Below are 13,025 nucleotides of genomic sequence, written 5' to 3' on the forward strand. Positions count from 1 at the left end.
TGCCCTTGATCGGTACGAGGTCTCAGGCGCCCTTGAAGTTGACCCGTCCCTCGTGTTCGAGCGCGTCGTCGAGTGCCATATCTCGGGCCTTGATCGCGCGCTGCTCTGCGCGTTGGTGGCGGATGCGGCCAAACTGACCGATGCCAATGCCGGAAAGAATGATCAGCCCGCCCGGGATCAGTCCCGCGCCGGGAGACTCGCCAAGCAGCAGCATCGCGATCACGAGCGCGGCCAGAGGGGAAAAGGATGTCGCAAGAGAGATATCCCCAGCTCGGGCGTATTTCAGGCCGAGCGTCCAGGCAAACTGCCCCACGATGATGACGATCACCGCGTAGACCCATACCCATTTCCAGACGATTGCAGAGAAAATGTCCTGAAAGTGCAGCGCTCCGTAAAGATAGATGGCGAGGAAATAGTAGATGATCGTGCCCAGGACCGTTCGGTAGATCGAGAATAATCCAAGCGGTATGCCTTTAAGTCCGACCCGGCTGACGATGGTCGAGGCGATAAAAGACAATGTGGCGAAGACGGTGGCGATCTCGCCTTTTCCAAACGAGAAGCGGGCGCCGCCGTCGTTCATGAGAAGCATCACGAGTGCACCGATCAGCGCGATCAAACCCGCCGAGAACGCCCAGGGATCGAGCTTTTCGCCAAGCAGAAGGAATGCGGTGAGCAAAAAGAGCGGCGGCTCGATCCGACCGATCAGCACGACGTTGGTCACGGTCGTATAATCGAGAGCGATAAAGAACAGCGCGGGCGTCACGGCTGACGACAGAAGCGCGGACAGAGACAGGATGCTCCAGTCCCGGCGTGTCAGCTTGCCAAGATTGTCGAGGGTCCAGTCCTTGTAGAACATGAACACCATTGGAATAAGCGATATCAGGGACCCTAGAAATAGCAGATTGCACAAGGTCACGGCGTTGCGGCCCATGATGGGGTGTTGCCTGCCGATATCCGCCAGCAAGGAGACGATGGAATTCGACGACGCATAGACAAGCACCGCCAGCCAGACCAGCCCGGCCCCCAGCATCGCCTTGGACATTTCCGGACGCGGTGTCGTCTCGACGTTGCTCATGGTCCGATCCCTTTTTTGTAAATGCTTTGAGAATAACTTTGCCCCGTGCCGCTGAATAACAAGTGTCGCGTCGCACACAGCCCATCACATTTCCTCGGGTGGGCTGACAGTTCCGACAGATGCTACGGAAAAACCGGGATATGTCCATCGAAAGCGCGCCGAGGCGGCTGCATCTTTGCGCTGGGACTAGGGGGCTTTGGGAGTGAATTGGCCCATTGCCCCTGACGCGCAGGCCTGTACCCTGCATGAAGCAATGCAAGAGGACAGCGATGATCACCGTGAACCCCGAGAGATTTCTGGCCGATCTTCACCGGCTGCGCGAGTTCGGCGCGGCGGGGGTGGGCAAGGGCGTGGTGCGCCCGGCCTTCAGCGCGCCCGATATCGCCGCGCGGGAATGGCTGGCCGGGGAAATGCGCGCAGCGGGCCTTATCCCGCAGTTCGATCCGGTGGGCAGTCTGTTCGGGCTGGCTGAGGGCAAATCGCTGCTGATCGGCAGTCACAGCGACAGCCAGCCCGAGGGTGGCTGGCTCGACGGGGCGCTTGGCGTCATCGCGGGGCTGGAGATTGCGCGCGCCAGCGTCGAGGCGGGCGGGCCGCCTGTCTCGGTGGTGTCCTTTCAGGATGAAGAAGGGCGCTTTGGCGTCACTACTGGCAGCGCGATCTGGTCGGGCAACCTGAGCCTTGAAGACGCCGACCGGCAGACCGACCGCGAGGGCGTGAGTTTCGCCGAGTCGCGCGCGGGCATGGCGCATCTGGCGGGCGATTTCATTGATCCTGCGCGCTTCACCGGCTTTCTGGAAATGCATATCGAGCAGGGCCCGTGGCTGGAACAGGCGGGCGAGGCGGTCGGGGTCGTGACCGATATCGTTGGCATCCGCGACATGCGGATCACGCTGGAGGGCCAGCAGAACCACGCGGGCACCACGCCGATGCACCTGCGGCGCGATGCGTTTCAGGGGGTGGCGCGGTTCAACAGCCTGATCAATGAGCGGTTCCGTAACGTCGTCACGCCGCAGACGGTCTGGACCATCGGCCATGTGCGGCTGCATCCGGACGCGCATTCCATCGTGCCGGGGCAGGCGGTGTTTTCGATGCAGTGGCGCGACGGCGACGCGGACCGTCTGCGCCGGATGGAGGGGATCATTCGCGACACCGCTGCAGAGGTGGCGCAAGACATGGGCCTTGGCCTGAGTCTTGGCGACATGCTGGGGCTGGAGCCGGTGCCGATGGATGGGAGTTTGCGTGCGGCGCTTTGCGACAGTGCCGAGGCCGTGGTGCCGGGCGGCTGGCGGCAGATGCAGTCGGGCGCGCTGCACGATGCGACTAATGTCTCGCGGCTGATGCCTGCGGCGATGCTGTTTGTGCCCTCGATCGACGGGATCAGCCACGCCTTTGCCGAGGACACCGCCGAGGCCGATCTGGTGGCCGGGCTGGAGGTGTTGGCGGGGGCTGCGGCGCGGCTTTGAGCATTTAGGCCGCGTCATCGTCTGGCTCGACCGGACGATCTCTTGCGGCTGGAGACCCTCGGGTCAGGCCCGAGGATGACGGAAGCACGTCACCCCCACCCGACATCACCCAAAAAGATATAGCCCGCGCCGTAGATCGTCTTGATCAGGCGCGGGTTCTTGGGGTCTTCGCGCAGCTTGGTGCGCAGGCGCGAGATGCGTACGTCCATGGCGCGGTCAAAGCTTTCGCCCGCCGCCCCGCCAAGCGCCTCCTGCATCGCATGCCGGGAAATCAACCGCTTGGGGCGTTCGAGAAAGAGCCGCAGCACCTCGCCCTCGGCATGGGAAAAGGGGGTTTCCGTGCCGCTCTCATCCTCTAGGACATAACGGTCGAAATGCGCGGTCCAGCCGTTGAAGCGCGCCACCTCGCCGGTCTGCGGGCTGGGTGTGCCGCGACGCAGCCGGGCGCGGATGCGGGCCACCACTTCCGCCGGGTCGAACGGCTTTATGATATAGTCGTCGGCCCCCAGTTCCAGACCGGTCACTCGGTCCTGCACCTGCGCGCGGCCTGAGATGATGATCACCGTGGCACCCTGTTCGAGTGCGAGGCGATGCACGAGGGTCAGCCCGTCGCGGTCGGGCAGCGAGAGATCGACGAGGCAGACATCGGGATTGGCCTGCCGCAGCGCGGCCTCGAATTCGGTGGCGCGGCCAAAGGCCATGGTGCGAAACCCGGCCTCGGTCAGCGCATCGGCCAGCATTGTCCGGATCGCCGGTTCGTCGTCGAGAATGGTGACAAGTGGGGCTGTCATGGTCGGTCTCCGGCATTCAGGGCGGCGTCAAGCTGGGCTGCGGTGAACGGTTTGCGCAGCACCGGCACGCGCCCTGCGGCGGCGCGGTGCAGCGGATCGTCGGGCGGCAGGGATGTCATCAGCACCAGCGGGCAATCGGGCCCGCGCACCACCGAGGCCAGATCGAGCCCGGTGCGGTCGCCTTCCAGCACGATATCCGACAGCACGGCGGATATCTCGGGCAGGTCGGCGATCAGCGTTGTCGCCTCTTCCACGCTGGTCGCCTCGATCACGCTATGGCCCGCGCCGCGCAGCATGCCGCGCAGGGCGCTGCGCAGGTCGGGGCTGTCCTCGACCAGCAGCACGAGGCCGGGGGGGCGTGCGTCACCCGCCGGGCGCAACGGCAGGCGCAGGGCCACGCGCCCGCCGGTGTCGGTATTGCCGAGGATGATGCGCCCGCCCGCCAGCTTGGTCATGTCATAGACCATCGACAGGCCCAGCCCCGAGCCCTCGCCGCCCTTGGTGGTGAAGAACGGATCGAGCGCGTGGCGGATCGCCTCGGGGCTGAAGCCGGGCCCGGTATCGTCGAGCACGAATTCAAGCCATATTTCCTGCAGCGCGCGGGCTGTGAGGGTGATTTCGCCGCCGCCGCCACAGGCATCACGTGCGTTCAGGATGAGATTGAGCAGTGAATCCTGCAACATGCCCGCATCGAGCAGGTAGCGGTTCTCGGTATCTTCGCGTGTGATCCGCAGGGTCACGCCCGAGGGCAGGGCCGAGCGGGCCAGTGTTTCCAGATCGCTCAGAAAGGCCGCGAGATCGGTTGGCACGGGTTCATGCTCGCGCGGGCCGGTCATGTCGGCGATGCGGTTGAGCAGCCCGCCGCCGCGCCGGGCTGCGGCAAGAGTGGCGTCGATCAGCGTGCGCGCCTCTTCCGGCAGGCCCATCCGGCCAAGCCGCGACTGCATGCCCAATATGATCGTCAGAAGGTTCGAGAAATCATGCGCCAAACCACTGGTCAGTTGTGCCGCCATCTCGCGGCGCCGGGTCTGTTGCAAGGCGGCGCGGGTCTGGCTTTCCTCGGTGATGTCCATCGACAGGATATAGACGCCGCCGCTGGAATGATCGGGAGTGAGCGCCACGCGGATGCGGCGCGAACTTGGCTCGTGGGTGAATTCGAAGACCGACGCCTGCCCGGCATAGGCCTTGTCCAGTTCCGGGCCGATCACAGACCAAGGCTGCGGTCCCAGAACCTCGGCGGCATGAACCCCGATCAGATCGGCGCGCGAGCCGGGCATCACCGAGGTCAAGCGCCGGTTGGAATAGGTATAGCGGTGATCGGGGCCGACATGCGCGATATGTGCGGGCATCATCTCGGCGGTCAGCCGCGTGCGGGCCTCGGCCTCGGAAATCTGGCGCTTGGCTTCTTCCAGTGCGGTGATCGTTGCCTCGAGCTCTCGGTTGGCCGCCGAGAGATCCTCGGAATAGCTGAGCAGCTGATCCGACAATTCCTCGGAACGGGCGCGCAGCAGCGCCTCCTGCCGCTTGGTGCGGGTGATGTCGGTGTAGACCGTGACCCAGCCGCCCTGCGGCAGCGGCGTGCCCTCGACGCTGATCGTGCGGCCATTGGCGCGGGTCCGTTCCATGTAATGCGGCTCGAAGGCGCGGGCGATCTCGACCCGGGTGGCGACGAAAGCGTCCACATCGCCCACATCGCCGTAATCGCCGCGTGTCGCGAGATAGCGGATCGTATCGGAGAAATCGGCCCCCGGCGTCACGAGCCAATCGGGCAGGGCGAACATTTCCTGAAAGCGCCGGTTGCAGACGGCGAGGCGCAGATCGCGGTCATAGATGGTGAGCGCCTGCTGAATGAGGTTCAGCCCGGCCATGGTCATGGCGTCACGATCGGCGTGGTTGGGGCTCATCCATCTTTCCTCCTGATCCTTGGCTAGCACCGGAGGGGGCGGTGGCAAAGGCTGTATATGCGCCTGTTACAATTCGTAAGGATTGCGAAATGTTCAGGAAAAAGTTGACGGCGAGCGTGTTTCCCGCACCCTTTGAGGAGAGGAGAATCGCCCCAAGGCGGTCGGATGTCCGTTGATCGGACAATTGGGAGGATAAAATTTGGCACAGCCGTCACAGGCGACGGACGGGATGGATTCCGTTCCGGCGCTCTTGCAACGTAACGCCACGCGGTTTGGCGATAAACCCGCCTACCGCGAAAAGGAATACGGCATCTGGCAATGCTGGACCTGGGCCGAGGCCGAGAAAGAGATCGAGTCGCTTGCGCTCGGGCTTATCAATCTGGGCGTGAACGAGGGTGATTTCATCGCCATCATCGGCCGCAACAGGCCGCATTTCTACTGGTCCATGGTTGCCGCGCAATCGGTGGGGGCGATCCCCGTGCCGCTTTATCAGGATGCCGCCGCCGATGAGATGGCCTATGTGATGGACCATTGCGGAGCGCGCTTTGCCATCGTGCAGGATCAGGAGCAGGTCGACAAGCTGATCGAGGTGCAGGAGGGGCTGCATCAGCTTGAGCACATGATCTATGTGGATCCTCGGGGCCTGCGCAAATACGACCATCACAAGCTGCACCGCTATATCGACATCCAGGAGCAGGGCCGCGCGGCCTATTATGAATGGATCGAGGATCTCAAGGCGCGGCGCGAAAAGCTGACCTATGACAGCGTCTGCGTGATGCTCTATACCTCGGGCACCACCGGCAAGCCCAAAGGCGTGGTGCTGAGCAATCGCAACATCATCGAGGCGTCGAAATCCTCGTCGGAATTTGACAAGCTGACCCGCGATGAAGAGGTGCTGGCCTATCTGCCGATGGCCTGGGTCGGCGATTTCATCTTTTCCATCGGGCAGGCCTATTGGTGCGGCTTCTGCGTCAACTGCCCCGAGAGCCCCGAGACCATGCAGACCGACCTGCGCGAGATCGGGCCGACCTATTACTTTGCCCCACCGCGGGTGTTCGAGACGCAGTTGACCAACGTGATGATCCGGATGGAGGATTCGGGAAAGCTCAAGAAATGGCTGTTCGATCGCTTCATGGCGCATGCGCGCCGGGTGGGCCCGGCGATCCTTGATGGCAAGCCCGTGGGCGGGATGGACCGGCTGAAATATGCGCTTGGCAACCTCTTCATCTATGGCCCGCTCAAGGATACGCTCGGGCTTGGCCGGGTGCGCGTAGGCTATACTGCCGGTGAGGCGATCGGGCCGGAAATCTTTGATTTCTACCGCTCGCTCGGCATCAACCTGAAACAGCTTTACGGCCAGACCGAGGCATCGGTGTTCATCACGCTGCAACCCGATGGCGAGGTTCGATCCGACACGGTGGGCGTGCCCGCACCGGGCGTGGAGATCCGCATCAGCGACACCGGCGAGGTGTTCTATCGCGGGCCGGGGACGTTCGAGTATTATTACAAAAACGAGGAGAGCACCAAAAAGACCAAGGATTCAGAGGGTTGGGTTGCCACTGGCGACGCGGGCTTTTTCGAGGACGGCTCTGGCCACCTGCGGATCATCGACCGCGCCAAGGATGTCGGCAAGATGGCCGACGGGCAGATGTTCGCGCCGAAATACGTCGAGAACAAGCTCAAGTTCTATCCCAATATCCTTGAGGCCGTGGTGTTCGGGCATCAGCGCGAACAGTGCAGCGCCTTTATCAATATCGACCTGACGGCGGTCGGCAACTGGGCGGAGCGCAACAATATCGGCTATGCGTCCTATCAGGAACTGGCCGGAAACCCGCGTGTGCTCGACATGATCCAGAGCCATGTGGAGGAGGTCAATCGCAGCCTCGCCGATGACCCGATGCTGAGCCATTGCCAGGTGCATCGCTTCCTCGTGCTGCACAAGGAACTCGATGCCGATGACGGCGAGATGACCCGCACGCGCAAGGTGCGGCGGGGCGTGATTTCCGAGAAGTTCGAGGATCTTCTGGGCGCGCTCTATGATGGATCGAGTGAGATTTTTACCACGACCGAGGTCACATATGAGGACGGGCGCAAGGGCGCGATCAGCGCCACGCTCCAGATCCGCGACGCGGCGGTGGTGCCGGTCGAGACAATAAAGGTGGCGGCGGAATGAACGATATGACACCTGACGGATACACCACCGAGGACGGTCGCAAGATCGGCGCGGTGGTGATGGAGATGAGAAACATCACGCTGCGCTTCGGTGGGGTGGTGGCGATCCAGGATATCAGTTTCGACATCCGCGAGGGCGAGATCCGGGCCATTATCGGGCCCAACGGGGCTGGCAAATCCTCGATGCTCAACGTGATCAGCGGATTCTATCATCCGCAGGAGGGTGAGGTCTGGTACAAGGGCGCGAAGCGTCCGACGATGAAGCCCTACGAGGTGGCGCAGCAGGGCATCGCGCGTACCTTTCAGAATATCGCGCTGTTTGAGGGGATGACGGTGCTCGACAACGTGATGACGGGCCGTATCCGGCAGATGAGCGCAGGGCTGCTGTCACAGGCGATCTGGAAGGGAAAGGCCGAACGCGAAGAGGTCGAGAACCGAGAAGTCGTTGAAAAGATAATAGATTTTCTGGAAATTCAGCATATCCGCAAGACCCCGGTGGGGCGGCTGCCTTACGGTCTCAAGAAGCGGGTGGAGCTGGCGCGGGCGCTGGCGGCGGAGCCGTCGATCCTGCTGCTGGACGAGCCGATGGCGGGGATGAACGTCGAGGAAAAGGAGGACATGAGCCGCTTTATCCTTGATGTGAATGACGAATTCGGGACCACGATTGCCCTGATCGAGCATGACATGGGCGTGGTCATGGACCTCAGCGACCGGGTGGTCGTGATGGATTATGGCAAGAAGATCGGCGATGGCTCGCCCGACGAGGTGCGCCAGAATCAGGCGGTGATCGACGCCTATCTGGGGGTGGCGCATGACTGATTTTTCCACGTCGGTAACATGTCGGTATCGCGTCGGTATTGCGTCGGTGCCGCAGAGCAACACGAAAAACGGAGGCTTGCGCCATGCCTGAGCAGTTTATCTGGGGAATGGAAGTGTTCCTGAACGGGCTCATGGCCGGGGTGCTCTATGCGCTGGTGGCGCTCGGCTTCGTGCTGATCTTCAAGGCCTCGGGCATCTTCAATTTCGCGCAGGGCGTGCTCGCGCTCTTCGCGGCCTTGACGCTCGTCGGGATCATGGAGGGGCAGGTGCCGTTCAGTCACCTGATCAACGCGGTCTTCGGCACCGATGTGCATTATTTCGGATGGAACGTGCCGGCGCTGGGCGCGATCCTGCTGACTATGGTGGTCATGGTGGCGCTGGCCTGGGCGGTCAATCAGTTCATCTTTCGCCATCTTGTCGGGCAGGAGCCTATCATCCTCTTCATGGCCACGATTGGTCTGGCCTATTTCCTCGAAGGGTTCGGGGACATGATGTGGGGCTCTGACATCAAGAAACTGGATGTCGGCCTGCCGCAGGGCATCAACAGTGCCATCGACGAGGTAACCTACAACATCTTCGGCTATGGCTTCTTCATCGACAATCTCGATCTGTGGGCCACGCTGGTGGCGGCGCTGCTGGTGATCGCGCTGGTGCTCTTTGCGCAGTTCTCCAAGCATGGCCGGGCGATGCGCGCGGTGGCGGACGACCATCAGGCGGCGCTGTCGGTGGGTATCTCGCTCAAGTTCATCTGGGTGATGGTCTGGTCGCTGGCCGGTTTTGTGGCGTTGGTCGCGGGCATCATGTGGGGCACCAAATCGGGGGTGCAGTTCTCGCTGTCGCTGATCGCGCTCAAGGCGCTGCCGGTGCTGATGCTGGGCGGGTTCACCTCGATCCCCGGTGCCATTGTCGGCGGGCTGATCATCGGGGTCGGTGAAAAGCTGTTCGAGTTCCTGATTGGCGCGCCCTATCTGGGCGGAGCCACGGAAATCTGGTTCGCCTATGTGCTGGCGCTCGTCTTTCTGGTGTTCCGGCCGCAGGGCCTGTTTGGGGAGAAGATCATTGAGCGCGTTTGACAAGAGCCGTGCGGGCGACCGCGTGTCGCTGCGCGCCACGACACCCGCCCACCCAGGCCTACCTTCGATGCGGGAGGCGGTGAGATGCAAAAGCTGATTGCGATTGCCAATGTGGTGGCCTGGGCCGGGTTCTGGTCCTTCGGGTATCTGGCGTTCAGCGCAGGGCCCGATCAGAGCGGGCAGATGGTGATTGCCGCCGTGCTGGCCGCGCTTGGCGGCGGGGTGGGCATGCTGGCCTATTTCTGGCTGGTGCGCCACACCGAGGCGACGGGCTATGCCAAGCCCGCCAACCGCGCGGAAAAGCGCGACGACGACGAGATTCATGGGGAGGTGCTCTGAAATGTTTTACCGTGAAGCAGGGGATTTCAAGACCTCCTATACCGACGACAGCCAGACCTTTCCGATCAAGTTCGACCGCTACCGCTATTATGTGGTTCTTGTCTTGGCCTTTGCCGTGGTGCCCTTCGTCATCAATGACTATTGGGTGAACGCGGTCTTCCTGCCGTTCCTGATCTATTCGATCGCAGCCATCGGCCTCAATATCCTTGTGGGCTATTGCGGGCAGGTGAGCCTTGGTACCGGCGGGTTCATGGCGGTGGGGGCTTATGCGGTCTACAAGCTGATGGTCGCGTTTCCCGAGGTCAGCATCTTTTTCCACGTCATCCTCGCGGGTGGGATCACGGCGGGGGTCTGCGTGCTCTTTGGTCTGCCAAGCTTGCGGATCAAGGGGTTCTACCTGGCCGTGGCGACCTTGGCGGCGCAGTTCTTTCTGGTGTGGATCTTCAACCGTGTGGGGTGGTTCTACAACTACTCGGCCTCGGGGCAGATCAACGCGCCCGAGCGGACCGTGTTCGGTGTCCCGGTCACCGGGGCGGAGACCGCGCCCTGGGCGGCCTACATCTTTTGCCTCGTCTTCGTCGTCGCCTCGGCGATCATTGCGCGTAACCTGACGCGCGGCATGGCGGGGCGCAAATGGATGGCCATTCGCGACATGGATATCGCCGCCGAGATCATCGGGGTGAACCCGCTGAAGGCCAAGCTGTCGGCCTTTGCCGTGTCGGGCTTTTTCGTCGGGCTGTCGGGGGCGCTGTTCTTTGCGGTCTACCTCGGGGCCGTCGAGGTGGGCGAGGCGTTCGGCATCAACAAGTCGTTCCTTGTGCTCTTCATGGTGATCATCGGCGGCCTTGGCTCGATCTTCGGCAGCTTTGCCGGGGCGGCGTTCCTGGTGCTGTTGCCGGTTCTCTTGAAGAACACGCTGGTGGGGGGGCTTGGCTGGCCCACGGACCTCGCGGCGCATCTGGAGTTCATGATCGTGGGGGGGCTGATCATCATCTTCCTGATCGCGGAACCGCATGGCCTGGCGCAACTGTGGCGCGTGGCCAAGGAGAAACTGAGACTTTGGCCCTTCCCGCATTAGGGCGGGGCAACAGGATTGGGCGCGGGAGGCCGCGTTCAAGACGAGACATCGGATAAAAACCAAGGGAGGATAATACCGATGAGACAGAAACTGATGACGGCCGCGGCCGTCGCCATGATGGCGGCAAGCCCGGCGCTGGCCGAGCTGACCATCGTCGACACGAGCTATCGCACCGGGCCTTATGCCGCGAACGGTATCCCGTTCTCGGATGGGTATCAGGATTACTTTACCCTGCTCAACGAGCGCGACGGCGGTATCGGCGGCGAGATGATCAACCTCGTCGAATGCGAGACCGGCTATAACACCGAGAAGGGCGTGGAGTGCTACGAGGCCACCAAGAACGCGGGCGACGGCGCGCTGGTCTATCAGCCGCTTTCGACGGGCATCACCTATCAGCTGATCCCCAAGGCGACCGCCGATGGTATCCCGCTTCATACCATGGGTTACGGACGCACCTCGGCCAAGAATGGTGAGGTCTTCAAGTGGGTGTTCAACTATCCGGCCAACTACTGGGACGGGGCGAGCCACGCGATCACCCATATCCTGAACGAGAATGGCGGCGATATCTCGGGGCGCAAGATCGCGCTGGTCTATCACAACTCGGCCTATGGCAAGGAGCCGATCCGCACGCTGGAGAACCTCGCCGAAAAGCACGGCTTTGAGCTGACGCTGCTGCCCGTCGACCATCCCGGTCAGGAGCAGAAATCGCAATGGCTGCAAATCCGTCGCGAGAAGCCCGACAACGTGATCATGTGGGGCTGGGGCGTGATGAATCAGGTCGCGATTCAGGAGGCCGTGAACATCCGTTTTCCGATGGATCAGTTCATCGGCATCTGGTGGTCGGGGTCCGAGAATGACGTGAAGCCTGCGGGCGACCGGGCCGATGGCTACAAGGCGCTGACCTTCCACAACCTCGGCGACGATTACCCGGTTTACGCGGATATTCAGGAGCATGTCGTGGACACCGGCAAGGCCGCGGGTGCGGGCGATCAGGTGGGCACAGTGCTCTATAACCGGGGGATGTATGCCGCGATGCTGGCAGCCGAGGCCGTGAAGACCGCGCAGGAGATGCACGGCGTGACCGCGATCAGTGCAGCCCAGATGCGCGACGGCATGGAGAACCTGGAGATGACCGAAGAGAAGATGGCGGCCCTTGGCCTGCCGAACTTCGGCCCCGAGTTCAAGGTGTCCTGCGAGAACCACGGTGGCAACGGCTTTGGTGCTGTGTCGCAGTGGGATGCGGAAGCCGGTGAGTTCACCCTGATCACTGACTATTACCAATCGGATCAGGAGATCATCGGCAAGCTGGTGGCCGAGGATTCGGCGCAGTTCGCCGAGGAGAACGGGATCGAGCCGGGCTGCTGAGCCGGATCATTTCCTCCCGGTCGCGGTGCATGCCGCGGCCGGGGCACTTGAGTATTTTTGGAAAGATGAAGACGGGGCGGTCCCTGTCTGTCTGCGACGGAGAGCTTTGATGCTGGATGCAAGCCCGAGTGACGAGACCCTTCTCGAGGTCAACAATATCGAGGTGATCTACAATCACGTGATCCTCGTGCTCAAGGGCGTGAGCCTGAGCGTGCCGAAGGGTGGGATCACCGCACTGCTGGGCGGCAACGGGGCGGGCAAGACCACCACGCTGAAGGCGATCTCGAACCTGCTGAAATCCGAGCGCGGCGAGGTGACCAAGGGCACGATCCACTATCGCGGCGAGCGGGTGCAGGATCTGCTGACCTCGGATCTGGTGAAAAAGGGCGTGGTGCAGGTGATGGAGGGGCGGCATTGCTTCGAGCATCTGACCGTCGAGGAGAACCTGCTGACCGGGGCCTATACGCGGGGCGTGAGCCGGGGCGAGATCGATGCCGATCTGAACATGGTTTACGACTATTTTCCGCGCCTCAAAGAGCGCCGCAAGTCACAGGCGGGCTATACCTCGGGCGGGGAGCAGCAGATGGTGGCGATCGGGCGCGCACTTATGAGCCGCCCCGAGACGATCCTGCTGGATGAGCCGTCGATGGGGCTGGCCCCGCAGCTGGTGGAGCAGATTTTCGGCATCGTGAAATCGCTCAACGAGCAGCAGGGCTATACCTTTCTGCTGGCCGAGCAGAACACCAACGTCGCGCTGCGCTTCGCGCATTACGGCTATATTCTGGAGTCGGGCCGGGTGGTGATGGACGGGCCCGCCAAGGACCTGCGCGAGAACCCCGACGTCAAGGAATTCTATCTCGGCATGTCGGACGAGGGGCGCAAGAGCTTTCGCGATGTGCGCAGCTATCGCCGCCGCAAGCGTTGGCTGGCGTGAGCCCGTTCG

The 13,025-nt window shown here is 62.4% G+C and carries 11 protein-coding genes; 8 read left to right on the plus strand and 3 right to left on the minus strand.

Going from position 1 to position 13,025, the window contains the following annotated elements; all coding sequences use genetic code 11:
- Window positions 1–22: 22 nt before the first annotated feature.
- Window positions 23–1,075 (minus strand): DMT family transporter, encoded by a 1,053-nt coding sequence (locus BMX04_RS07525; RefSeq protein ID WP_074785678.1) that lies wholly within the window; start codon window positions 1,073–1,075, stop codon window positions 23–25.
- 269 nt (window positions 1,076–1,344) lie between these two features.
- Here BMX04_RS07525 and BMX04_RS07530 point away from each other — a divergent pair, with 269 nt between their 5' ends.
- A complete protein-coding gene (locus BMX04_RS07530; RefSeq protein ID WP_074785679.1) occupies window positions 1,345–2,541 on the plus strand; it encodes a hydantoinase/carbamoylase family amidase in 1,197 nt (398 codons plus the stop codon).
- 89 nt (window positions 2,542–2,630) lie between these two features.
- On the opposite strand, the gene BMX04_RS07535 is transcribed toward BMX04_RS07530, so the two are convergent.
- Both BMX04_RS07535 and BMX04_RS07540 read right to left on the minus strand, forming a co-directional pair.
- On the minus strand, window positions 2,631–3,332 hold the full coding sequence (locus tag BMX04_RS07535; RefSeq protein ID WP_074785680.1) for a response regulator transcription factor: 702 nt from the start codon (window positions 3,330–3,332) through the stop codon (window positions 2,631–2,633).
- The gene (locus BMX04_RS07540; RefSeq protein ID WP_074785681.1) at window positions 3,329–5,236 is read right to left on the minus strand and encodes a hybrid sensor histidine kinase/response regulator; all 1,908 of its coding nucleotides are present in this window, start codon (window positions 5,234–5,236) and stop codon (window positions 3,329–3,331) included. The genes BMX04_RS07535 and BMX04_RS07540 overlap by 4 nt, the downstream gene beginning before the upstream one ends.
- A gap of 229 nt (window positions 5,237–5,465) precedes the next feature.
- On the opposite strand from BMX04_RS07540, the gene BMX04_RS07545 reads away from it, so the two are divergent.
- The 7 genes from BMX04_RS07545 to BMX04_RS07575 all read left to right on the plus strand — a co-directional run bounded on the left by BMX04_RS07545 (window position 5,466) and on the right by BMX04_RS07575 (window position 13,016).
- Window positions 5,466–7,409, plus strand: a complete 1,944-nt coding sequence (locus tag BMX04_RS07545; protein ID WP_074785682.1) for an AMP-binding protein — start codon at window positions 5,466–5,468, stop codon at window positions 7,407–7,409.
- Entirely contained in the window at window positions 7,406–8,227 is an 822-nt protein-coding gene (locus BMX04_RS07550; RefSeq protein ID WP_050663370.1) for an ABC transporter ATP-binding protein, read from the plus strand. The genes BMX04_RS07545 and BMX04_RS07550 overlap by 4 nt, the downstream gene beginning before the upstream one ends.
- Window positions 8,228–8,310: 83 nt before the next feature.
- Window positions 8,311–9,300 carry a branched-chain amino acid ABC transporter permease gene (locus BMX04_RS07555; RefSeq protein ID WP_050663371.1) on the plus strand — a complete coding sequence of 330 codons (990 nt, stop codon included), beginning with the start codon at window positions 8,311–8,313 and terminating at the stop codon, window positions 9,298–9,300.
- Between the two features lie 84 nt (window positions 9,301–9,384).
- Window positions 9,385–9,639: a hypothetical protein gene (locus tag BMX04_RS07560; protein WP_050663372.1), complete on the plus strand. Its 255-nt coding sequence runs from the start codon at window positions 9,385–9,387 to the stop codon at window positions 9,637–9,639.
- Window position 9,640: 1 nt separating this feature from the next.
- The gene (locus BMX04_RS07565; RefSeq protein ID WP_050663373.1) at window positions 9,641–10,717 is read left to right on the plus strand and encodes a branched-chain amino acid ABC transporter permease; all 1,077 of its coding nucleotides are present in this window, start codon (window positions 9,641–9,643) and stop codon (window positions 10,715–10,717) included.
- Between the two features lie 78 nt (window positions 10,718–10,795).
- On the plus strand, window positions 10,796–12,082 hold the full coding sequence (locus BMX04_RS07570) for an ABC transporter substrate-binding protein (RefSeq protein WP_074785683.1): 1,287 nt from the start codon (window positions 10,796–10,798) through the stop codon (window positions 12,080–12,082).
- 109 nt (window positions 12,083–12,191) lie between these two features.
- Window positions 12,192–13,016 (plus strand): ABC transporter ATP-binding protein, encoded by an 825-nt coding sequence (locus tag BMX04_RS07575; protein WP_050663375.1) that lies wholly within the window; start codon window positions 12,192–12,194, stop codon window positions 13,014–13,016.
- Window positions 13,017–13,025 lie beyond the last annotated feature (9 nt).

The organism is Roseovarius tolerans (genome assembly GCF_900109855.1).
Taxonomy (GTDB): domain Bacteria; phylum Pseudomonadota; class Alphaproteobacteria; order Rhodobacterales; family Rhodobacteraceae; genus Roseovarius; species Roseovarius tolerans.